At 67.6% G+C, this 21163-nt stretch carries 22 protein-coding genes; 16 read left to right on the top strand and 6 right to left on the bottom strand.

Annotation, left to right across the window (positions count from 1 at the left end):
• Window positions 1–16: 16 nt before the first annotated feature.
• The 7 genes from ACWIGI_RS27325 to ACWIGI_RS27295 all read left to right on the top strand — a co-directional run bounded on the left by ACWIGI_RS27325 (window position 17) and on the right by ACWIGI_RS27295 (window position 6701).
• Entirely contained in the window at window positions 17–355 is a 339-nt protein-coding gene (locus ACWIGI_RS27325) for a hypothetical protein (RefSeq protein ID WP_454205339.1), read from the top strand.
• 115 nt (window positions 356–470) lie between these two features.
• The gene (locus ACWIGI_RS27320) at window positions 471–1463 is read left to right on the top strand and encodes an alpha/beta hydrolase (RefSeq protein ID WP_454205338.1); all 993 of its coding nucleotides are present in this window, start codon (window positions 471–473) and stop codon (window positions 1461–1463) included.
• Between the two features lie 2 nt (window positions 1464–1465).
• Window positions 1466–2371 (top strand): SDR family NAD(P)-dependent oxidoreductase, encoded by a 906-nt coding sequence (locus tag ACWIGI_RS27315; RefSeq protein WP_454205337.1) that lies wholly within the window; start codon window positions 1466–1468, stop codon window positions 2369–2371.
• Window position 2372: 1 nt separating this feature from the next.
• A complete protein-coding gene (locus ACWIGI_RS27310) occupies window positions 2373–3293 on the top strand; it encodes a ferritin-like domain-containing protein (protein ID WP_454205336.1) in 921 nt (306 codons plus the stop codon).
• A complete protein-coding gene (locus ACWIGI_RS27305; RefSeq protein ID WP_454205335.1) occupies window positions 3293–4816 on the top strand; it encodes a flavin-containing monooxygenase in 1524 nt (507 codons plus the stop codon). The genes ACWIGI_RS27310 and ACWIGI_RS27305 overlap by 1 nt, the downstream gene beginning before the upstream one ends.
• Before the next feature lie 107 nt (window positions 4817–4923).
• Complete coding sequence (locus ACWIGI_RS27300; protein WP_454205334.1) at window positions 4924–5703, top strand: MerR family transcriptional regulator; 780 nt, start codon at window positions 4924–4926, stop codon at window positions 5701–5703.
• 143 nt (window positions 5704–5846) lie between these two features.
• A complete protein-coding gene (locus tag ACWIGI_RS27295; RefSeq protein WP_454205333.1) occupies window positions 5847–6701 on the top strand; it encodes a thioesterase family protein in 855 nt (284 codons plus the stop codon).
• 158 nt (window positions 6702–6859) lie between these two features.
• Here ACWIGI_RS27295 and ACWIGI_RS27290 read toward each other — a convergent pair whose 3' ends face one another.
• Window positions 6860–7195, bottom strand: a complete 336-nt coding sequence (locus tag ACWIGI_RS27290; RefSeq protein WP_454205332.1) for a hypothetical protein — start codon at window positions 7193–7195, stop codon at window positions 6860–6862.
• A 203-nt stretch (window positions 7196–7398) separates the two neighbouring features.
• Here ACWIGI_RS27290 and ACWIGI_RS27285 point away from each other — a divergent pair, with 203 nt between their 5' ends.
• Window positions 7399–8304, top strand: coding sequence for a helix-turn-helix domain-containing protein (locus tag ACWIGI_RS27285; protein WP_454205331.1), 906 nt, complete (start codon window positions 7399–7401; stop codon window positions 8302–8304).
• Window positions 8294–8503, top strand: a complete 210-nt coding sequence (locus ACWIGI_RS27280; protein WP_454205330.1) for a DUF397 domain-containing protein — start codon at window positions 8294–8296, stop codon at window positions 8501–8503. The genes ACWIGI_RS27285 and ACWIGI_RS27280 overlap by 11 nt, the downstream gene beginning before the upstream one ends.
• A 79-nt stretch (window positions 8504–8582) precedes the next feature.
• On the opposite strand, the gene ACWIGI_RS27275 is transcribed toward ACWIGI_RS27280, so the two are convergent.
• From ACWIGI_RS27275 to ACWIGI_RS27260, 4 genes are all read right to left on the bottom strand, one after another.
• Window positions 8583–9407 (bottom strand): SGNH/GDSL hydrolase family protein, encoded by an 825-nt coding sequence (locus ACWIGI_RS27275; protein ID WP_454205329.1) that lies wholly within the window; start codon window positions 9405–9407, stop codon window positions 8583–8585.
• 142 nt (window positions 9408–9549) lie between these two features.
• A complete protein-coding gene (locus ACWIGI_RS27270; protein WP_454205328.1) occupies window positions 9550–10194 on the bottom strand; it encodes a TetR/AcrR family transcriptional regulator in 645 nt (214 codons plus the stop codon).
• A 214-nt stretch (window positions 10195–10408) separates the two neighbouring features.
• Complete coding sequence (locus ACWIGI_RS27265; protein WP_454205327.1) at window positions 10409–11080, bottom strand: response regulator; 672 nt, start codon at window positions 11078–11080, stop codon at window positions 10409–10411.
• 7 nt (window positions 11081–11087) lie between these two features.
• The gene (locus ACWIGI_RS27260; RefSeq protein WP_454205326.1) at window positions 11088–12272 is read right to left on the bottom strand and encodes a sensor histidine kinase; all 1185 of its coding nucleotides are present in this window, start codon (window positions 12270–12272) and stop codon (window positions 11088–11090) included.
• 154 nt (window positions 12273–12426) lie between these two features.
• Between ACWIGI_RS27260 and ACWIGI_RS27255 the strand changes: the two genes are divergently transcribed.
• The 3 genes from ACWIGI_RS27255 (at window position 12427) to ACWIGI_RS27245 (ending at window position 14912) form a co-directional block, all read left to right on the top strand.
• Window positions 12427–13932 (top strand): alpha/beta hydrolase, encoded by a 1506-nt coding sequence (locus ACWIGI_RS27255; protein ID WP_454205325.1) that lies wholly within the window; start codon window positions 12427–12429, stop codon window positions 13930–13932.
• Between the two features lie 300 nt (window positions 13933–14232).
• Window positions 14233–14601: a hypothetical protein gene (locus tag ACWIGI_RS27250; RefSeq protein WP_454205324.1), complete on the top strand. Its 369-nt coding sequence runs from the start codon at window positions 14233–14235 to the stop codon at window positions 14599–14601.
• Complete coding sequence (locus ACWIGI_RS27245; RefSeq protein WP_454205323.1) at window positions 14601–14912, top strand: Imm53 family immunity protein; 312 nt, start codon at window positions 14601–14603, stop codon at window positions 14910–14912. The genes ACWIGI_RS27250 and ACWIGI_RS27245 overlap by 1 nt, the downstream gene beginning before the upstream one ends.
• Window positions 14913–14951: 39 nt before the next feature.
• On the opposite strand, the gene ACWIGI_RS27240 is transcribed toward ACWIGI_RS27245, so the two are convergent.
• Entirely contained in the window at window positions 14952–16409 is a 1458-nt protein-coding gene (locus ACWIGI_RS27240; protein ID WP_454205322.1) for a short-chain fatty acyl-CoA regulator family protein, read from the bottom strand.
• 164 nt (window positions 16410–16573) lie between these two features.
• On the opposite strand from ACWIGI_RS27240, the gene prpD reads away from it, so the two are divergent.
• From prpD to ACWIGI_RS27220, 4 genes are all read left to right on the top strand, one after another.
• Window positions 16574–18076: a 2-methylcitrate dehydratase PrpD gene (prpD, locus tag ACWIGI_RS27235; protein ID WP_454205321.1), complete on the top strand. Its 1503-nt coding sequence runs from the start codon at window positions 16574–16576 to the stop codon at window positions 18074–18076.
• Window positions 18076–18990, top strand: coding sequence for a methylisocitrate lyase (prpB, locus tag ACWIGI_RS27230; RefSeq protein WP_454205320.1), 915 nt, complete (start codon window positions 18076–18078; stop codon window positions 18988–18990). Before prpD ends, prpB begins: the two co-directional genes overlap by 1 nt.
• On the top strand, window positions 18990–20114 hold the full coding sequence (locus tag ACWIGI_RS27225) for a bifunctional 2-methylcitrate synthase/citrate synthase (protein ID WP_454205319.1): 1125 nt from the start codon (window positions 18990–18992) through the stop codon (window positions 20112–20114). The genes prpB and ACWIGI_RS27225 overlap by 1 nt, the downstream gene beginning before the upstream one ends.
• A gap of 111 nt (window positions 20115–20225) precedes the next feature.
• Window positions 20226–21163: ATP-binding protein (locus tag ACWIGI_RS27220; RefSeq protein WP_454205318.1), on the top strand; the 938-nt coding region annotated here is incomplete at its 3' end.

The raw sequence follows: 21163 nt of genomic DNA, 5'->3' as shown, positions 1-21163 counted from the left end.
CTGCGAGGTAAGTTCGATGGCTCGAAGGGTTCACAAGCTCGGCGCCGGATCCGGTGTCACCCACCACGGGCCGAGCGATCCCGTGCCGATGATGCCGCAATGGCTGGTCCCGCCGCCGGGAGCCTTTGTCGCACAGCCGGTCTCGAATCCGGTCGAGCGGCGGCGCGGTCCGCGGCCCGATGACGGCGCACCCGGGGGTGAGGTGCTGCTCGCGCTACTCGGCACGCTGAGCCTGGGCGCGGCCGCCGTGCTGGCCGCGCACGGCGACGTCCTCATCGCGGTGTTGCTCGCGCTGACCGGCGGCTTCCTGCTCTATTTCGCGAACGTCATCCGGGTGCGCCGCCGCGCGGTCTAGCGCCCGGATCGGCCGCTGTCCGGCCGCGGACAGCGGCCCGGTCGTGACCGGGCACGACAATCCGTAATCAATGTGCCATTGACAAATGGCGCATTGATCAATGATTGTCTGAAGTATGACGAGAACAGGGTCAAAGGCGACCTTTGTATCGGCGGTGGTACCCGAGACGGCCTCGCGGCAGGCACGACTCGCGGCACACGCGTCGGTGGCCGGCCTGCGACGGATCAACGGTTTGCTGCCGCGCAATCGAGTCGGCATCCAGGCCGGACGCGGGCTCATCGCCGGCGTCATGGCGGCTTTCGGGCCGCCGCTGCCGGGCACCCGGGTGGACGCGGTGCGCGTCGGCGGGGTGCACGGGGAGTGGGTGCGGGCCGCCGGCGTTCCCCGGGGCGAGCGGGCCATCTACTACATCCACGGCAGCGGATACGTGGTGTGCTCGGCGCGCACCCATCGCGGCCTGGCGTCGCGGCTGTCGAAGCTGACCGGGCTTCCGGTCTTCCTCGTCGACTACCGGCTGGCCCCCGAACATCGCTTCCCGGCCGCGGCCGACGACATCGACGCCGGCTACCGCTGGCTCCTGGACAGCGGCTTCCGGCCAGAAAATCTGGTGATCGGCGGCGACTCCGCGGGCGGGCACCTGGCGCTGGACCTGCTGCTGCAGAACCAGCGCGCGGGCATCGCGCAGCCCGCGGGCGTGTTCATGTTCTCCCCGCTCATGGATCTCACCCTCACCCTCGCCGAGAGCCGCGATCGCGCACTGCCCGATCCGATGGCGCCCGCGCGGACCGGTCGCCGCCTGATCGAGCTGTACACGCAAGGGCAGCGGGCGGATTCACCGCGCCTGCGCCTGGACATCGCACCCGGCTCGGCGCTCCCGCCGCTGCTGGTACAGGCCAGTGCGGGCGAGATGCTCGCCGACGACGCCAGGCTGCTGCGCGACATGGCGGTCGCCGCCGGGGTGCGCTGCGACCTCGAACTGTGGCCGGGGCGCATCCACGTCTTCCAGGCGCTGCCGCTGCTGGTCCCCGAAGCCGTTCCGGCACTGCGGCGAACCCGCGACTTCATCGCGTCCGCGCTCGCGGGCGCCGCTCCCGCGAAAGTGAGCTGACCATGGGAATTCTGGACGGGCTGCTGCCGGTCTTCGGCGACCGGCGCTCGCACGCGGCCAAGGCCGTCGTCACCGGCGCGGGCAGCGGTATCGGACGCGCCTTCGCCCTCGAAATCGCCGCGCGCGGTGGGGAAGTGGTGTGCGCCGACATCGACAAGGATCGGGCCGACGAGACCGCCCGCCTGATCGAGCGCACCTACGGCCGTCCCGCGCACGCGGTGTTCTGCGACGTCTCGCGCCGGGCGGACGTGGAGAGCCTGGCCCTGCACGCCGAACTCATCTTCGGCGGACCGCCGACCCTGGTGGTCAACAACGCCGGCGTCGGCATCGGCGGAAAGCCGGTGGGCGAGATCGGATTCGACGACTGGCAGTGGGCGATGGGCATCAACCTGTGGGGCGTGGTGCACGGCTGCGAGATCTTCGCGCCGCAGCTGCGCGCCGCCGGGCGCGGCGGGATCATCAACGTCGCCTCGGCGGCGGGCTTCGCCGCGGCCCCGGGCATGGCGGTCTACAACGTGTCCAAGGCCGGGGTGATGTCACTGTCGGAGACCCTGGCCGCGGAGCTGTCCGGCAGCGGGGTCGCGGTGACCGTGCTGTGCCCGACCTTCGTGCGGACCAATGTGGTGCGGGACGGGCGCATCGGCTCGGGCGCCTCGCGTCTGGCCGCCGAACTCATGCGCTGGACCGGGTTCTCGCCCGAGCGCGTCGCCCGCACCACCCTCGATTCGCACGATCACGGCCGGCTCTACGTGCTGCCCCAGCTCGACGCGCACGCGGTGTGGCTGCTCAAACGGCACTTCCCGGCGCTCTACGCGCACGGTCTCGGCGTACTCAATCGAGTACTGCCCCAAGAAAATTCGCCCGCCCCGGCCACCGGCGGGATAGGCACGGAGAAGACGGGAGTCTGACATGTCCTTCGATTTCGACAAGATGCTGAGCATGATCGAGGCCAAGCAGTGGGCGCTGGCCGACATCGACTGGGACGCACCGGGCGCCGAGCTCATCGCCCCGGACCTGCACGCCAAGCTCAAGCCCTTCATGGCCGATCTGATGTGGATCGAGAACGTGGGCGCGCGCGGGTTCGCGGCCATGGCGCAGAAGGCCCCCACCGAGACGCTCAAGCAGATCTACCGGTACTTCCACGCCGAGGAACAGCGGCACGCCAACGCCGAACTGGCGCTCATGCGGCGCTGGGGCATGCTCGACGGTGACGAGATCCCGGAGCCGAACATCAACGTGAAGCTGGTGATCGACTTCCTGGACAAGCACGCCGACGACATGTCGCTCTCGTTCCTGGGCACCGTCATTCCCATGCTCGAGGTGGCGCTGGACGGCGCGCTGATCAAGTTCATCACCGACGAGATCGAGGACCCGGTCGCGCAGGAGGTGTTCAAGCGGATCAACAACGACGAATCCCGGCACCTGGCCACCGATTACGCGGTCATGGAGCTGCTCGGGCACGCCACCGCGCGCAAGCTGGCCGCGGAACTGGTCGGCGGCTGGGTCAAGCCGTCGTTCCTGATCGGTGTGCTCAGCTACGTGCCGCTGCTGAACAAGATGCGCGACAACATCGTCGAGATGGGTGTGGACGAGGAGAAGCTCTACGCGGCCATGCGTAAGTTCAAGGCGGTGGGCGAGCGCACCCCGATCGCGAACCGGGTGCCCATGTACCGCATCGTCAAGATGCACAGCGGCTGGGTGATCAACCGCGATCACCCCTACCACCTGTTCGCCGATGCCATGGTCAAGGTGACCGCGCGGATTCCGGAGCGCTTCCTGGGCGCCGCGCCCACCTGGTCCAAGGAACTCACCTACGAGCCGGTCGCGTGATGGCGACCGTGACCAAGCCGCTGGACGTGGCCGTCATCGGCGCGGGCTTCGCCGGTATCGGCGCGGCGATCCGCTTGCGGCAGAAGGGCATCACCGACTTCGCGATCTTCGAGCGCGATGCTCGGGTCGGCGGGACCTGGCGGGACAACACCTATCCGGGCGCGGCCTGCGACATCCCGTCGCGGCTGTACTCGTTCGGGTTCGCGCCGAACCCCGACTGGTCCCACACCTACTCCGGCAGCGGCGAGATCCTGGGCTACATCGAGTCCATGGTCGAGAAGTTCGGGATCCGCCCCTACATTCGCTTCGGGCACACCGTGACCGGGATGGTGTTCGACGAGACCAGCGGTCTGTGGGACATCTCCTTCGGCGCCGGGCGGCGAAAGGTGAAGGCGCGCACGGTCATCGTCGCGTCGGGACCGCTGTCCAACGCCAGCTTCCCGAAGATGCCGGGCATCGACGGTTACGAGGGGCACAAGATCCACAGTGCCCGCTGGGATCACGACTACGACTTCGCCGGAAAGAAAGTGGCGGTCATCGGCACCGGCGCGAGTGCGGTGCAGATCATTCCGGAGCTGGTGAAGTCGGCCGCCTCGGTCAAGGTGTTCCAGCGCACCCCGGGGTGGGTGCTACCGCGGGTGAACCGGCGCACCAACGCGGTGACCAAACAGTTGTACCGGCAGGCGCCGCTGACCCAGAAGCTGGCGCGCGACGCGTGGTTCTGGGGTCACGAATCGGTGGCGCTCGGCGTGGTGTGGACCTCGCCGCTGACGCGCGTGGTGGAGTCGGTCGCACTGGCGCACTTGCGATCCCAGGTGCGGGACCCGTGGCTCCGGCGGCAGCTCACCCCGGACTTCCGGGCCGGGTGCAAGCGGCTGCTGATCAGCAACGACTACTACCCGGCGCTGCAGCGTGAGAACTGCAAGCTCATCACCTGGCCCATCGCGCAGCTCTCGCCCAACGGCATCCGCACCGCCGAGGGCATCGAGCATCAGGCCGACTGCATCGTGTTCGCCACCGGCTTCGATGTGTCCAAAGCCGGTGCGCCCATTCCCATCACGGGGCGGGACGGGCGGGTGCTCGGTGAGGAGTGGAGCCGGGGCGCGTACGCGTACAAGAGCGTCACCGTCGCCGGCTACCCGAATCTGTTCCTGACCTTCGGGCCGAACTCGGGGCCGGGGCACAATTCGGCGCTGGTCTACATGGAAGCCCAGATCGAGTACCTGACCGACGCGATCGCGCTGCTGCTGAAGCGGGATCTGCGCATGCTCGAGGTCCGGCGCGATCGGCAGGACCGCTACAACACCCGCATCCAGCGGCGCCTGGGCGCCACCACCTGGAACTCGGGCTGCCGCAGCTGGTATCTCACCGAGGACGGGTTCAACTCGACCATGTTCCCGGGCTTCGGCACGCAGTTCGTGCGCCAGCTGTCCCGGGTAGAACCGGACGATTTCGTCCTGACTCCGCGCGACGCCGCCCGGGCGCCGAGTGCCGGGCACGGAATCTCGGTGCCGCTCGGCTAATGTCGTCACCAGGCGTGCCGTCCGTCTCCGCGATGCTTCCGCGCACCGCGGAGCGGACGCCGCGCCCGGTCGATCGGCAACCGCGCGACAGGGAGGGCGAGCACAGGATGGCGGAGTACCGCATCGACGATCTCGCCCAGGCCGCAGGCATGACCACCCGCAACGTGCGCGCGTATCAGGAACGCGGCCTGCTGCCCACGCCCACCCGGCGCAGCGGGCGCGCCCTCATCTACGACGAGTCGCACCTGGGGCGGTTGCGGATCATCGACGCGCTGCTGCAGCGCGGCTTCACCTCCGCGCACATCGCGGACTTCATCACCAGCTGGGAGACGGGCAAGGATCTGACCGAGGTGCTCGGGCTGCAACAGGCGGTCACCGCCACCTGGGGGAAATCCGAAGCGCCGCTGGAGGTTCCGCGGGAACTGGTGGATACGTTCCTGGGTGACGCGGAGTCGGCCCCGGTGACCGGGGCCGAGCTCGAGCGGCTCGAGAACCTGGGGCTGATCCGCACACACGCGGACATCGTCGAGTTCACTCAGCCCGAGCTGCTCGCGACCTTCGCCGCATTGCATGGATACGGTTATGGTCTCGACGGCCTCATCGACGTGTATGCCGAGGTTGGGCAGCGGGTCGACGACATCGCCCGGCTCATGGTGACGGCCGCCAAGGATCAGATCGTCGCCGACCACGGCCCCGGCTGGCTCCCGGACACCGACGCCGAAACCGCCGCGCTCACGAAGATGCTCAACCATCTGCGCGAACTCGGCGTGACCGCGGTCCAGAGCACCCTCGCCCAGGCGCTGGATCGCGTCCTGCAGAAGGAACTCGGCTCGTATCTGGAGACGGCCGCCGAACAGCGCGGCGCGGAAAAGCGGCCACTGACCTGAGCGTCAGGCACCGTCCGCGCGGGTCGCCGCGTTCACTTGTTCGGTGCCGCCGAGGCGGCGACCAGGGGGATCGGTGACATCCTCGCCGCGACACAATGCGAGCCGGACGTTTAGCTTGGCGAAGGGGTTGCTACCGTGACGCGGTGACCCGAGCCACTGACGCGACCCAGACCGAAGCCCCGGCGGACGACGCCGTGCGGGCGTACTTCCTGCCGCTCGGCGCGGTCTCGGACGGTTACGACCGCCTGCTCGCGACCGAGTCGACCACCAGCGTGTGGGCCTCGACCATGCAGCACGGCGCGCCGCCCTCGGCCCTGCTCGCCCGGGCGGTGGAGCAGTGCGAGCCCCGGCCTGACGCCCGCATCGCCCGCCTGACCATGGAGATCCTGGGTCCGATCCCGGTCGCGGAGATCGATGTCCGGGCGTGGATCGAACGGCCCGGCCGTCGCGTGGAACTGGTCGCCGCCGAACTCGCGTCGATCCAGCCCGACGGTTCGCGCCGCGTGGTCGCCACCGCGCGCGCCTGGCGGATCGGCACGAGCGACACCGAAGCGGTCGCCTGGTCCGGCGACCGCGCCCTGCCGCCCGTACCGGAGCTGGACGCCATCGACTGGGAGTTCCCCCCGGGCTGGGATGTCGGCTACGTCAAGACCGTGGACATGCGCCCGGTCCCGGACGCCGGCGGCGCGCGCCGGGTGTGGGTGCGCCCGCGCGGTGTCGTGGTGGAGGGCGAGGCGATCAGCCCCCTCGTGCGCGTGTTCTCGGTCGCCGACGTAGCCAATGGCGTTGGGGCCCGGCTGGATCCGGCGCAGTACACGTTCCTCAACACCGATCTGACCGTGGACCTCTACCGGCTGCCCGTCGGCGAGTGGATCGGCCTGGCGGTCGAGACCTCGATCGGCCCGGATGGCGTCGGCATGTGTGCCACCGAGCTGTACGACGAGCGCGGCCCGATCGGCCGGGTGCTGCAGATTCTCGAGGTCCGCGCTCGCGGCTGATTTGCCGGCGGCACGTGCTGCGCTACCGCCGATGTTCGTGCGGGGGTGTGTGTCCTGAATGTCGTCCGTAGGTGGTGGCGGTGGTCCACCACATCCCGGCTCGACATCCGGCCACACCAACGGTGACAAGGCTGAGCATCCATAGTGCGAGCACAGCCTCACCGCTCGAACTCGACGACGACATCGTGCACGAGCACGGCGAAAATGGCGGTGTCCCAGGGATCGGCGTCGGCCCCATCGAGGATCGCGTCCAGCAGTGGCGCGTACACCAGGTTGCCCTGCCCGTGATACCCCGCCGCCCGCGCACTGGCCAGCACGGCCTGAATCACCAAGGCGTACATACCCGCTCGCGAGGCGGCGATGACGTTGCCGTCTCTCTCGATCCGCCGCAGCAGTTTCTCGGTGCACTCGATGACCTCGGTGAGCGCGCGGATCTCGATGTCGCGCAGTGCGCCGAAGTCACGGATGGGGGTGGAGTCGGAAAGATCGAACATGGTGGGACCTCCCGTGTTTCGGGTGGTGAGGGGGTGGATGGGTGTGTGGGGACAAGCACAGCAGGTGCCGTCGCTGCGGGTCGGACAAAATGGGATACCGATTTAGACTGGCCCGTTTCCCCACGACACGACCCGAGTTCGCTGTACAACTGACCCATCTACTGAACCGGCTTGATTCGAGTTTCCGAACCGAGGATTCACCGATGGCCACCACAGATGATCATGGCGATTCAGCGTCCACCCTGCCCCGGCGTCAACTGGGCCGATTCCTTCGCGAGCACCGAGAGCGAAATGGGCTGACGATCGAGGGCGCGGGCAAGCTTGCCGACCTCTCCAAATCGGCACTACAAAGACTGGAATCCGGACGGAATCAACGCATTCAGAAGCAAGACGTCCGCGCTCTGTGCGAGGTCTACGGCGTCGATGACGCGGATGCGAAGCAGGCGGTCGAGCTGGTCGAACAGGCTCGTGCCAAGAGCTGGTTTCACGCCTTCGGGGGCTTGTTCAGCGACGAGTTCAACATGTACATCGGGCTGGAAGCCTCGGCGCACCGAGCGATCATCTACCACGAGCAGATCCCCGGTCTGTTGCAGACCAAGGACTACGCGCGCGCCCTGATCGGCACCTTCTACCGAGATGGGTTGCCTGAGGAGGTGGATCGCCGCGTAGAGCTCCGAATGAAGCGCCAGAACATCGTGACTCGCAAGTCCGCACCTCTCGAACTCGAAGTGCTGCTTCATGAATCGGCGTTGCATCGAGTGGTTGGCAACCGTGCCGTCATGGCTGCCCAGCTCCGTCACTTGGCCGAGTTCGGCAAACGTCCGAATGTCTCGGTCCGAGTCCATCCTTTCGCGGCAGGGATGACCTGGGGGATTCTGCACGGCCAGTTCGTCATTCTCGAGTTCGGCACCGATCCGCACGGCCGCTCGATCGAGCCGTCGATCGTCTACCTCGAAGGCGGCCCGACCAGCGACGTTTACCTCGAGAAGGTGGATGAGGTTCGGCGTTACGATGGCCTGGCGTCAGATACTCGGCGTACCGCGCTGGGCGAGAACGAGTCACGAGATCTGTTGCGACACGCAGCGAAGGAGCACGAACGTGAACACTGATCTATCCGAGGCGCAGTGGTTCAAGAGCACCTACAGCGAATCGGGTGGCCAGTGCGTGGAAGTAGCGTTCCTCGCCCCCGACGCGGTCGGCGTCCGCGACTCGAAGAACCCGGCGGCCGGCGCGCTCGTCTTCAGCTCCGCGCAGTGGGCAGCCTTTACCTCGGCTGTCAGCAACAGCGGGTTCGCCCCCTCCGAATAGCCCGAACGATCGAACTCACCGGCGGAAGATCATCCGGCCGGTTCGGCCAGCGCGATCAGCGGCAGAAGCGGATGTTCGGTCAGCGGTGGAGGAAGGCGTCTGCCACAAGTCCGGCGATGTACCGGCGCCCGGCGATGGTGGGGTGGTAGGCGAGGGCTTCGTCACCGGGGGCGATTCCGGTGATCGAGACGTAGCGGTGCCCGTCCGGGGCGCAGACGGAGTTGTGGCCGTCCTGCCATTTGTTGACCATGATGAATCCGGCTCGTTCGGCGGCTCGGGAGACTTCGTCGTTGAGGCGCTGCTGGATTCGGTTGCCGAAGTCGACGACGTCTTGGCCCATGGTCAGGTCGATGATGCATCCGGCGGACCGCTCGGGCAGGAGTCTGAGGTAGCCGACCACGACTACTTTCGCGTTGGGTGCTTTGGCGCGCACAGCGCCGTAGGCGTTGTCGAGGCTGGCCCCGAGTCGGTCGAGTTTGGCTTCGGCATCCTGTCGGAACTGCGGAGTGCAGTTGACGGCGGTGGTGAAGCAGTTCTGCAGCAGCCCCATGTAGAAGTCGTCGTTGTTGCCGCCGGTGGAGATCGAGATGTAGCGGGTGGCCGGGGAGAGCGCGGCGGCGCTCTTCTCGACCAGGTCAGCAGGGGTGCCTCCGCAGGCCAGGTCGGTGAATCCGACTCCGGGCATTTGCGCGGCGACCAGGTGGCCGACGTCATCGGTGGCTTGGGCACATTCGGAATTCATCGAGGTGGTCAGGTAAGAGCCGACCGAGATGAACGAGTCGCCGAGCGAGACGTATTCGGTTCCGGCGGTGGGTGCGGACTCGGCGGTGGCGGTGGCGCCGGCGGTGAGACCGATGGCAAGCGCGGCTGTCGTGATACAACGAGTGATCGCGTCGGGGATCATGGAGTGCTCCTGAAAAGCGTTGTCATGCTGTGTCATTGGCGATGGCACAGCTGGTTTCCCGGGCGCTTTCGGGCGCGCGGGCTCCGGCCACGCTCGCGGAGCGGTGCCGGGGTCTTGGATGGCGGGCGGTCGCCCGCGAGGCTCAGCGGTCCTGGACGGGCTGCTGGTTCGTGTGTGGTCGGCCGGCGGCGAGGACCGATTGGACGCGGCTGAGCCGGTCGGCGAACTGTTGGGGGTCCAGTGGCTCGGGCCCGTCGATGATCCACTCGGTGAACGACATCGTCGTGCCGGCGGTGAAATAACCGGCGACTTCGGCGATACGGGGTTCGTCGAGATCGCCGAACAGCTGGCGGGCGGCGGCCTGGCTGAAGGGTGCGAACAACTCGCCCACTCGTCGGTGCACCGCGTAGGCACACGAGCCGGTGAGCAGGGCCCGGTAGAAGCGCCGATGCGCGGCGAAGTGGGCGGCGAACTCGGTGACCATCGCGGTGGCCTGTTCTGGTGCCGGGCCGAGTGTGGCGCGGGCCAGCTCCGAAAAGGCGGGAGCCAGCTCGCTAGTCATCAATTCCACCGCGGCCGCGACCAGCAGGCCATCTCGATCACCGAAATGCTGGTAGAGCACTCGGCGGCTCACCTCGGCGGCTTCAGCCAGTTCGGTGACCGAGAAATCGGCGGTGGCGTGCTCGGTCACCACCCGCACCGCTGCCACCAGCAGCGCCGCCCGGGTACGGCGCACCCGGGGGTCGAGATCGATCACGCTATCGGCGCTGTGCTGTGGGTCACTCACGTCACCAATACTGCACAACCACCAACTAAATAACAAGTGTTACTTTAGCTGCCTCGTTCTGATCCCGCGCCCTCAACTCGGCATGTCAGTGCGTTTGCTCCTGCTGAACCGGCGCGGCCCGGTTGATCTTTGCTTCTCGGCGCCGTCGCTGTCCGTCAGCGCAGCGCCACCTGCGGAGTGGAAGAGGCTGCCCAACAAGGCATTCAGGCCCGGTTCACTGTTCCGCGTCGCGGACCAACAGCGCAATCTGCACCCGATTGGTCACCCCCAGCTTGGTGAACAGGCTGCCGGTGTGCGCCTTGACCGTGGCGACGGTGACCCGCATCCGGGCCGAGACCTCCGGGTTGCCCAGCCCGTCCGCGATGGCTCGTGCGGTCTCCAGCTCGCGTTCGGACAGGGCGGACAGGCGTTTTCGTGCGGCGGCGCGGGAGCCGGCGCGGGCCTCGGCGGAACCTGGGCCGGTGGCCGCGGCGATCACACGTGCGGTGACCGTGGGGGACAGCACCGGGTCGCCGGCCGCGACGCTGCGTACCGCGTCGGCTATTCGGGCGGGCGGGGTGTCCTTGAGGACGAAGCCGAGGGCGCCTGCGCGTAGGGCGCCGAGTACCAGCTCGTCGGAGTCGAAGGTGGTCAGCATCAGGATCGCCGGTGCGGCCGGGGCGGTGCGCAGGTGCCGGGTGGTGTCGACGCCGTCGCGGCCGGGCATCCGAACATCCATCAGCACTACATCGGGACGGTGTTCGTTGACCGCCTCGACCGCGGCGTCGCAGTCGGCGGCCTCGGCGACAACGGTCAGATCCGGTTCGCCGTCGATCACCAGGCGCAGCGCCATCCCGGACCAACTGGTCGTCGTCGACGATGACCACGCGCACCGGTTCCTGTTCACTGTGCACTCATGCTCTTTTCTCGCGGTCGTGCTCCGGCCAGGGAAGGTGCGCGGTGAGCACGTACCCGTCGTCGGAAGTGCGGTGGTGGTCGAGTCTTCCACCGGCTACGGAGATCCGTTCGGCTAGGCCCAACAGACCGAAACCTGAAGCCGGTGGCCGGGGGACCGATGCGGCGGCCGCCGAGTTGCGGACACTGACGTGCAATTCCCGTCCGGGGGCGCCGGCCACGGTGATCTGGACCGTTGCGGCCGGGGCGTGTTTCGCGGCGTTGGTCAGCCCTTCCTGAACCACCCGATACCCGGTCCGCCCAAGGGTTTCGGGCGGAGCAGCCGTCACCGAGCTGGCGAGCGTGACATCCAAACCCGACGAGCGCGCATCGGCCACCAGATCCGGGATCCGGTCCAGTGTGGGTTGCGGGGGTTCGGGGCGGTCGGTGTCGGCGCGAAGCACGCCGAGGACGTCCCGAAGTTCTTCCAGCGCTTGGCGAGAGCCGTCGGCGATCCCGCGGACCAGCGTGCGCTTGTCCGTGTCCGCGAGGTCGTCGCGGTGTTCCAGTACCCCGGCCTGCATGGCTACCAGCGAGATTCGGTGCGCGAGCACATCGTGCATTTCCCGGGCGATGCGGTTGCGTTCGGTGGCCTGTGCCTGGGCCGTGCGGGCGGCCTGTTCGCGCTCCGCGCTGTCGGCACGGTCTCGCAGCGAGCGCAGTTCCGAGCGCCGGGCGTCGATGGCCACCCCGGTCGCCACCGCGATCCCCGCGCTCGCCGCCGGCAGCGCGAGTGAGAGCCAGATCGGGACCGGAGGCGTGTCGAGGGGGTAGAGATGTTCGCTGAACTGCGCCGCGGCCACATACGCAAGTACGACCACTCCTAGCTCAGTCGGGCGGCGGCGAGTGGCGAGCGAGCACAGGGCCAGCAGCGCCGCACCGGTGGCCAATGCCGATGCCGCCGAGGCGATCGCGACCACCAGCGCGACGGTGAACGGAAACCGCCGCCGCCACAGCAGCAACGTCAGGCAGCCGAGGGCGATGAGCGGATCACCGGTGATGAACCAGGAGCACGTATCGGCCGCACAACCCACCGGCAGCGCCGTGGCGACCGAGAACCAGAAGACCGTGCCGATTATCGCGGCCGCCGCCAGCCGCCAGGTCTGCTGCCATGCCCCGAGCCGAGGCGCGCCGACGGTGTCCATCGGGCCATTATCGCGACACCCACCTGCCGGAAGCAGCAGCCCAGCGGCCGATACGCCATGCGACTCCGGTCGGACAGCCGCCTCGACTTTCGTCGAACACCGGGCCCCTCGCCGGAGCGATGTGCGAGCCGAGCGGGCGCGAAAGACTTGCCGTATGAGTCGACAACAGTTTCGAAATCTGAGCCTGCTGGCCGTACTCGGGCTCGCCGCAGCGCTGGTGGGGACCCTCGTCGTGATCGCCCGGCCGACCGAAGACCCGGCGGCGCAGGTGCGGTGGGGCGCGTGTCCGGAGGGCGTCGAGGATCCCGCGTCCGGGCCCGCCCGATTGCAGTGCGCCACGGTGCCGGTACCCCTGAACTATAGCGAACCCGACGGCGAGCGGATCGAGATCATGATCTCCCGGCTGGCGAGCGGGAATCCCGGCAAGCGGCGCGGGGTGCTGCTGCTCAACCCCGGTGGCCCGGGCGGCTCAGGACTGGATCAGCCCGCGTTCCTCGCCGCGCAGGGACTGCCCGCCGACGTGCTGGACAGCTACGACGTGATCGGCATGGATACCCGCGGGGTAGGGCATTCGGCGGCGGTGAGCTGCGGATTCACCGACGACCAAACGTATTTCGGCAACATCCCGCCGTACGCGGCGAACGACGCGGCGGTCACCGAGCGGGCCGCGGTCGCGCAGGGTGTCGCCGAGCAGTGCGCGGCCAATGACCGCGAGGGCCGGTTGCGGTACATATCGACGGCGAACATGGCCCGCGATCTGGACCGGATCAGGGCGGCGCTGGGTGAGGAGAAAGCCAGCTTCCTCGGCTATTCCTACGGGACCGCGCTGGGCGCCGCCTACGCCTCGATGTTCCCGGAACGGGCCGACCGCATCGTCCTCGACAGCAACATCGGCAACACCTATCTCGACCACGACGGGATGCGCCTGTACGGCCTCGGCATGGAGGAGACGTTCCCCGACTTCGCCGCGTGGGCCGCCGCGCGCCACGACACCTACGGCCTGGGCCGCACCCCCGAGGAAGTGCGGGGAACGTATCTCACCCTGGCCGAGCGGCTCGACGCGAACCCGGTGGATGGGTTGGACGGCAGCCTCTTTCGGTTCGGCGCCTTCTTCACGCTCTATCGCTCGACGCTGTACGCGCCGACGGCCGAGAGCTGGAAAACACTGCTGGAAACCGGACGTCCGGGACCCGAGGGCGGCCGCCCACCCGGTACCGGTGCACCCGCGCCGACCGATAACGCCTGGACGGTCTTTCTGGCGGTCACCTGCAACGATGCCGAATGGCCGGAGGATGTCCAGACCTACCACCGTGCCGTCGCCGAGGACCGGGAACGCTACCCGCTCTACGGCGCCGCAGCCGCGAACGTGATGCCCTGCGCCTACTGGAAGCTCGGCCCGTCCGAGCCGCCGGTACGGATCGACAACACCGGTCCGGCCGACGTACTGATCGTGCAGAACCGGCACGACCCGGTAACCCCGCGCCGCGGCGGCGAGCTGCTCGACGAAAAGTTCGGTGAGCGTTCACGTTTGGTGACCGTCGACGGAAGCGGTCACGGGGCGTACGTTCTCGGCGAGAACCGCTGTGCGTCCGAGGTTGTCACCGGGTACCTGGTGGAGGGTGCGATGCCGGAGAACGACCTGACGTGTCAGGCGGGCTAATGCCGGTGCTGACCCGGCATGGTTCCGGACGGTGGTCGCCGCGTGGTCCCTGCCGTCCCGGGGCCGCTCGCCGGCTCGCACAGTCGCCGGTCGCGAGCGATCGGTCGCGCTTCACCGCAGCTGTTCATCGAGAACGGGTCTGTCGTGGTGCGCCCGTGGACCTCGAACCGTCACGGACGTTCGGCCTTCCACGGTTCCGCGCTGCCGCCTCGGTCAGTGCGGTATGCGGTAATAGCGGATGCTCGATTACGACTGTGTCTGAGAGTTGGGCCAGTCGATCAGCCCAGATATCGTGGCCAAGTGGGGCATCCTGGTTCGCAGTACTACAACCCAGATCTGACGCCGAACGAGATAGACACACTGCTCCGCACCAACTACCTGCTCCTCCAGGTCAGCCAGGCAGCGCTGGGCCTCATCAGCAGTGAAATCGTCGGCATGGCCGTCGAACCGCGTCCCGGTGCGGTAGTGATCCACGTGGCGGCCAGGCGGGAAACACCGGCGTTAGCAGAGGACCTCGACGACATCGTCGGCGATCTGGAGGCGTTTCTGTCCGGCGGCCCCGAGCAAAACACGGTCATCATCACTGAAGTGCACCTCGGCTGGCCCGATGCTACGTGGACTGGCGGCTCGTACGCACCGTTCTACATCGCCAAACCCGACGGCGACTGATGTCGTTGAGCGCTCCCGCCGGGACATGCCGCAGATGCCAACGGATAGGGTTCGCCCGCCCGCCCGGCCGTCTCGAGCCGCCTGAATCCGAGGCAGCGTCGATCGGTAGCGACCGACAGGGGATCGTCGAGATCAATCTCGCGCAAACGGACCTGGGAGAGCAGAAATATCCTCGACAGCAGATCGACCGGAGCGAGCACGATTGGGTTCATGCGTGGACTGCTGAGCGGACCTTCCACCTGGCCTGTGGTCCGCGCAACCTGACCGAGGCACTCGCCCTGTTTCGCGTCTGGGTATCGGCGCGAGACTGAACAGCGGGAACGGCGTCGGTACCGATGTGCCGCAACGAGTTACGCCTCGGATAGAGGCATCGGCGCGTACGGGGTGGGGAAGGCGTGGTTGTCGTCTACCTGTACGGGCCTGCCCAGCTGGGGGAACGCCCGCTGGCCGCAGTCGGCGCGTTCGCAGACCTTGCAGCCCGCGCCGATCGGGACCGCCGAGCGGGGATCGTCGATCGGCAGGCTGTGGGAGTAGACCAGTTTGTGGGCGTAGGCCAGGTCGCAGCCCAGGCCGATCGCGAACTCCCTTTTGGGGGAGAGATATCCGGGGGTGTTCTCATCGGTCGTGCGGGCCAGCCACAGGTAATTGCGGCCGTCGGGCATCTGGGCGATCTGGGTGCGGATCCGGCCGGGGGTCGAGAACGCCTCGTGTACCACCCACAGGGGGCAGCTGCCGCCTACCCGGGAGAAGTGGAAAGCTGTGGCGGACTGGCGTTTCGAGATATTGCCCGCCCTGTCGGTGCGGACGAAGAAGAACGGCACGCCGCGCTCGCCCGGGCGCTGCAGAGTTGAGAGGCGATGGCAGACGGTCTCGAAACCGACCTCGAATTTCGAGGACAGTAACTCGATGTCGTAGCGCAGGGATTCCGCCGCATCGCGGAATTGCCGGTACGGCAGGATCAAGGCCCCGGCGAAGTAGTTCGCCAAACCGATCCGCAGGACGCCCTGTGAGCGTTCGGGGACCGACTCCGCCGCGTCGATGAGGGCGGACATCGTCGCGGATTGGGTGAGAAACGCCAGCTGCGTTGCCAATTGGAAGGCGCGCTGGCCGGGGGAGAGCCGGCGGGCCAGTACCAGCAGGCGATCGTTCGGGTCGTAACTGCGCTTGGGGCCGGGCGCGTCCGGATCGTCCGTGCGGATCATGACCGCGACTCCGTGCTGTTCCCGCAGAATTCGCGTCAGCTGCAGATCCAGCCCGCCGATCGTCAAACCGTTGCGCGCGAACAGCTCTTCGGCGGCCGCGTCGAGTTCGGGTATGTGATTGCGCCGGTCGTAGAAGTAATCGCGGACATCCTCGTAGGGCCGCGACACCGTGGGATCGGTTGTCCCGCCGTCCATTCCGGCCGACATGCGCTCGATCTGCTCGGTCGCGCCGCGCAGCCGGCGATGCAGCCCGACCAGCATGTGCGCGGCCGCGGGAACGCGGGCCACCAGGTCGTCGATCTCCGCCGTGGTGATTCCCGGACCGTCCGCGCCCTCGAGGCCCAGCGTCATCCCGGAGTCGTCGGCGAACACATCGTGCAGCGCGGCGATCAGCCGGGCGTCGGTGTCGGCCGCGAAGAACCCCATGTCCAGATCGAAGGTGGAATTGAGCCGCAGCAGCACCGGGACGGTCAGTGGGCGCTGGTCGTGCTCGAGCTGATTGATGTAGCTGACCGATAGCCCCAAGGTCTTGGCCATGGCGGACTGCGACAGGCCGCGCTGCTCTCGCAACGTGCGCAACCGCCCGCCCGCATACATCTTCTGCATACGGCCAATCTAGCAACTCCCACTTTTACAACTTTCACAGTTTCACAGCCTCGCTTCCGCAAAAATCGGCATTTGCGGGGTATTTCCGGCCTCTACGGCGCTGTGTAGCGTGCGAAAGGTACCGATGAACTCGATCCGAATCCGTGTCCAGGAGGTCCCGGCCCGTGAAGAACCATCTCGTCCGCACCCACCGCTCCGCGGAAGTCTTCCCGCGTGAGGAGCACCTGGCCTGGCGTATCGCCGAGGTCGCCGCGGATGCCGTGGAGGTTGCTCCGGAGACCGAGGAGATGATCGTCAACCGGATCATCGACAATGCCGCCGTGGCCGCCGCCTCGGTCACCCGCCGCCCGGTCGCCAACGCCCGCGCCCAGGCGCAACGCCACGCCTACACCCCCGGCGCGACCGTCTTCGGCATCGAGGGCACCTTCTCCCCGGAGTGGGCCGCCTGGGCCAACGGCGTCGCGGTCCGCGAACTCGACTTCCACGACACCTTCCTGGCCGCGGAGTACTCGCACCCGGGCGACAACATCCCCTCGATCCTGGCCGTCGCGCAGCACACCGGCCGTAGCGGCCGCGACCTGATCCGCGGTCTGGCAACGGGTTACGAGATCCAGGTCGACCTGGTCAAGGGAATCTGCCTGCACGAGCACAAGATCGACCATGTCGCGCACCTCGGCCCCTCGGCCGCCGCCGGCATCGGCACCCTGCTCGGCCTGGACACCGAGACCATCTACCAGGCCGTCGGCCAGGCGCTGCACACCACCACCGCCACCCGCCAGTCCCGCAAGGGCGAGATCTCCAGCTGGAAGGCGTACGCCCCCGCCTTCGCAGGGAAGATGGCCGTGGAGGCCGTGGACCGCGCGCTGCGCGGCGAGGGCGCGCCCTCGCCCATCTGGGAGGGCGAGGACGGCGTCATCGCGTGGCTGCTCGGCGGCCCGAACAAGGAATACACGGTGCCGCTGCCCGGCCCGGGTGAGGCCAAGCGCGGCATCCTGGACACCTACACCAAGGAGCACTCGGCCGAGTACCAGTCGCAGGCCCCGATCGACCTGGCGTTCCGCCTGCGTGAGCGGATCGGCGACCTGAGCCAGATCGCCTCGATCGTGCTGCACACCAGCCACCACACCCACTACGTGATCGGCACCGGCTCCAACGACCCGCAGAAGTTCGACCCCAAGGCTTCTCGCGAGACCCTCGACCACTCGATCATGTACATCTTCGCGGTCGCGCTGCAGGACGGCGAGTGGCACCACGAGCGCTCCTACGCCCCCGAGCGCGCGCAGCGGCCCGACACCGTCGAGCTGTGGAACAAGATCTCCACCGCCGAGGACGCGGAGTGGACCCGCCGCTACCACTCGATCGACCCGAACGAGAAGGCCTTCGGCGCGCGCGCCGAGGTGACCCTCAAGAGCGGCGAGGTCATCGTCGACGAGCTGGCCGTCGCCGACGCCCATCCGCTGGGCGCGCGGCCCTTCGCCCGCGACCAGTACATCGCCAAGTTCCGCACCCTCGCCGAAGGTGTTGTGGAGCCCGCAGAGCAGGACCGCTTCCTCGAAGTGGTCCAGCGCGCGGGCGAGCTGTCTGCCGCAGAGCTCTCCGAGCTGAACTTCGTCGTCTCGGCAGACGTGCTCGCCCGCGCGCCCCAGTCCCCGAAGGGTCTCTTCTGATGACCGGCCTCCTCGCCGCCACCACCTCCGCCGCCGACAAGCGCGCGGCCTTCAAGGCCGGACTGACCTCGGGACGCATCCAGCGCTTCCCCGGTGCCTTCAATCCGTTGGTGGCCAAGCTGATTCAAGAGATCGGCTTCGAAGGCGTCTACGTCTCGGGCGCCGTACTCTCGGCCGACCTGGGACTGCCCGACATCGGCCTCACCACCCTCACCGAGGTCGCCGGGCGCGGACAGCAGATCGCCCGCGTCACCGATCTGCCGGTGCTCATCGACGCCGACACCGGCTTCGGTGAGCCCATGAGCGCGGCCCGCACGGTCACCGTCATGGAAGACGCCGGAATCGCGGGACTGCACCTGGAGGATCAGGTCAATCCCAAGCGCTGCGGTCATCTCGACGGCAAGGCCGTGGTCCCGACCGAGGACATGGTCCGGCGGTTGAGCGCGGCCGTCGCCGCGCGCCGGGATCCGAACTTCGTGATCTGCGCGCGCACCGACGCCGCGGGGATCGAGGGCATCGACGCGGCGATCGACCGGGCCAAGGCGTACGCCGACGCCGGTGCGGACCTCATCTTCACCGAGGCGCTGCACACCCCGGCGGAATTCGAGAAGTTCCGGTCCGCGGTCTCGATTCCCCTGCTGGCCAACATGACCGAGTTCGGCAAGTCCGAATTGCTCGCGGCCGAGGTACTCGAGTCGATCGGTTACAACGCGGTCATCTACCCGGTCACCACACTTCGCCTGGCCATGTTCGCGGCCGAGGCGGGACTGCGTGAAATTTATGCGCAGGGAACACAAGCGGGGCTCCTGGACAAGATGCAGCATCGCAGCCGTCTATACGAGCTCCTGCAGTACGAGCGTTACAACGAATTCGACACGGATATCTTCAATTTCACTCTGGGAAGGAACCAGTGATGACGGAGACCGCGATTCCGACCATCTACAAGGGTCTCGCCGGCGTCGTCGTCGACACCACCTCGGTCTCCAAGGTGGTGCCGGAAACCAACTCGCTGACCTACCGCGGCTACGCGGTGCAGGATCTGGCGGCCAACTGCAGTTTCGAACAGGTCGCCTACCTGCTGTGGTACGGCGAACTGCCCAATGACACCCAGCTGTCGCAGTTCCTGCAGCAGGAACGGGCATCCCGGCGGGTGGACCGCTCGCTGCTGTCGCTCGTCGCCAAGATGCCCGACAACTGCCACCCGATGGACGTGGTTCGCACCGCCATCAGCTGGCTCGGTGCGGAAGACCCCGACGAGTGGGACAACTCGCCGAAGGCCAACCGCGCCAAGGCTCTTCGCATGATGGCCGTGCTGCCCACCATCGTGGCCGCCGACCATCGCAAGCGGCACGGACTCGAGCCCATCGCGCCGCACTCGCACCTGGGCTTCGCGGAGAACTTCCTGAACATGTGCTTCGGGAAGGTGCCCGCGCCCGAGCTGGTCAAGGCGTTCGAGGTCTCGCTGATCCTCTACGCCGAGCACAGCTTCAACGCCTCCACCTTCGCCGCCCGGGTGGTCACCTCCACCCTGTCGGACATCTACAGCGCGGTCACCGCCGCCATCGGAGCGCTCAAGGGCCCGCTGCACGGCGGCGCCAACGAGGCGGTCATGCACGACATGATCGAGATCGGCGATCCGGCCCTGGCCGAGGAGTGGATGCGGAACAAGCTGGCCAAGAAGGAAAAGGTCATGGGCTTCGGCCACCGGGTCTACAAGAACGGTGATTCGCGGGTTCCGACCATGAAGCAGGCCTTCCTGGACGTCGCCGCCGTCACCGACGGTGCGAAGTGGGTCGAGATGTACGAGATCCTCGAGAAGACCATGACCGAGGCCACCGGCATCAAGCCGAACCTCGACTTCCCCACGGGCCCGGCGTATTACCTGCTGGGCTTCGACATCGAGGTGTTCACGCCCATCTTCGTGATGAGTCGTATCACCGGCTGGACCGCGCACATCATCGAACAGGGTGAATCCAATGCGCTGATCCGTCCGCTGAGTGAATACGTCGGCGTGCCACAGCGTTCCGTCGTCGCCTGATATCGACGTCCGGAACCAGGACGGCCCGCGCACACCCGCGCGGGCCGTCCACCGTTTTTCCCTGCGACATAACGCATTCGAGATTCTCCGACTCATGAGGTAGATCCACGTATGTTCTCCAAAGTGCTGGTGGCCAATCGCGGCGAGATCGCCATTCGCGCGTTCCGGGCCGCGTACGAACTCGGCGCGAACACCGTCGCGGTCTTCCCGTACGAGGACCGCAATTCCCCGCACCGGCTCAAGGCCGACGAATCGTACGAGATCGGCGAGGTCGGGCACCCGGTTCGCGCGTACCTGTCGGTGGACGAGATCATCGCGGCGGCACAGCGTTCGGGAGCGGACGCGGTGTATCCCGGATACGGCTTCCTGTCGGAGAACCCCGCGCTGGCGGCCGCGTGCGCGGCGGCGGGGATCACCTTCATCGGGCCGTCGGCGGAGATCCTGGAATGGACCGGTAACAAGGCCACGGCCATCGCCGCGGCCAAGGCCGCCGGGCTGCCGGTGCTCGCCTCGTGCCCGCCGTCCGCCGATGTGGACGAGCTCGTGCGGGCCTCGGAGTCGATGGATTTCCCGGTCTTCGTCAAGGCCGTGGCCGGCGGCGGTGGGCGCGGTATGCGCCGGGTCAATGATCCCGCGCTGCTGCGTGAGTCGATCGAGGCGGCCGCGCGCGAGGCGGAGTCGGCGTTCGGTGATCCCACCGTGTTCCTGGAGCAGGCGGTGATCAATCCTCGCCATATCGAGGTGCAGATCCTGGCCGATACGCACGGCAACGTCATTCACCTCTACGAGCGCGATTGCTCGCTGCAGCGCCGCCATCAGAAGGTGATCGAGCTCGCCCCGGCCCCGAACCTGGATCCCGAACTGCGGGACAAGATCTGTGCGGACGCGGTCGCGTTCGCGAAGCAGATCGGGTACAGCTGCGCGGGCACGGTGGAGTTCCTGCTCGATGAGCGTGGGAACCATGTGTTCATCGAGATGAATCCGCGTATTCAGGTGGAGCACACGGTGACCGAGGAGATCACCGATGTGGATCTGGTGCAGTCGCAGAT

The sequence above is a fragment of the Nocardia sp. NPDC055321 genome (genome assembly GCF_053645575.1).
The sequence above is the reverse complement of the archived record's forward strand: the minus strand, read 5'-3'. Positions and strand labels throughout refer to the sequence as shown.

Bases quoted from the DNA above. Each gene is read 5' to 3' on its own strand.
- ACWIGI_RS27325 (WP_454205339.1), top strand. From the start codon at position 17: ATGGCTCGAAGGGTTCACAAGCTCGGCGCCGGATCCGGTGTCACCCAC.
- ACWIGI_RS27320 (WP_454205338.1), top strand. From the start codon at position 471: ATGACGAGAACAGGGTCAAAGGCGACCTTTGTATCGGCGGTGGTACCC.
- ACWIGI_RS27315 (WP_454205337.1), top strand. From the start codon at position 1,466: ATGGGAATTCTGGACGGGCTGCTGCCGGTCTTCGGCGACCGGCGCTCG.
- ACWIGI_RS27310 (WP_454205336.1), top strand. From the start codon at position 2,373: ATGTCCTTCGATTTCGACAAGATGCTGAGCATGATCGAGGCCAAGCAG.
- ACWIGI_RS27305 (WP_454205335.1), top strand. From the start codon at position 3,293: ATGGCGACCGTGACCAAGCCGCTGGACGTGGCCGTCATCGGCGCGGGC.
- ACWIGI_RS27300 (WP_454205334.1), top strand. From the start codon at position 4,924: ATGGCGGAGTACCGCATCGACGATCTCGCCCAGGCCGCAGGCATGACC.
- ACWIGI_RS27290 (WP_454205332.1), bottom strand. From the start codon at position 7,195: ATGTTCGATCTTTCCGACTCCACCCCCATCCGTGACTTCGGCGCACTG.
- ACWIGI_RS27285 (WP_454205331.1), top strand. From the start codon at position 7,399: ATGGCCACCACAGATGATCATGGCGATTCAGCGTCCACCCTGCCCCGG.
- ACWIGI_RS27275 (WP_454205329.1), bottom strand. From the start codon at position 9,407: ATGATCCCCGACGCGATCACTCGTTGTATCACGACAGCCGCGCTTGCC.
- ACWIGI_RS27260 (WP_454205326.1), bottom strand. From the start codon at position 12,272: ATGGACACCGTCGGCGCGCCTCGGCTCGGGGCATGGCAGCAGACCTGG.
- ACWIGI_RS27255 (WP_454205325.1), top strand. From the start codon at position 12,427: ATGAGTCGACAACAGTTTCGAAATCTGAGCCTGCTGGCCGTACTCGGG.
- ACWIGI_RS27245 (WP_454205323.1), top strand. From the start codon at position 14,601: ATGTCGTTGAGCGCTCCCGCCGGGACATGCCGCAGATGCCAACGGATA.
- ACWIGI_RS27240 (WP_454205322.1), bottom strand. From the start codon at position 16,409: ATGCAGAAGATGTATGCGGGCGGGCGGTTGCGCACGTTGCGAGAGCAG.
- prpB (WP_454205320.1), top strand. From the start codon at position 18,076: ATGACCGGCCTCCTCGCCGCCACCACCTCCGCCGCCGACAAGCGCGCG.
- ACWIGI_RS27225 (WP_454205319.1), top strand. From the start codon at position 18,990: ATGACGGAGACCGCGATTCCGACCATCTACAAGGGTCTCGCCGGCGTC.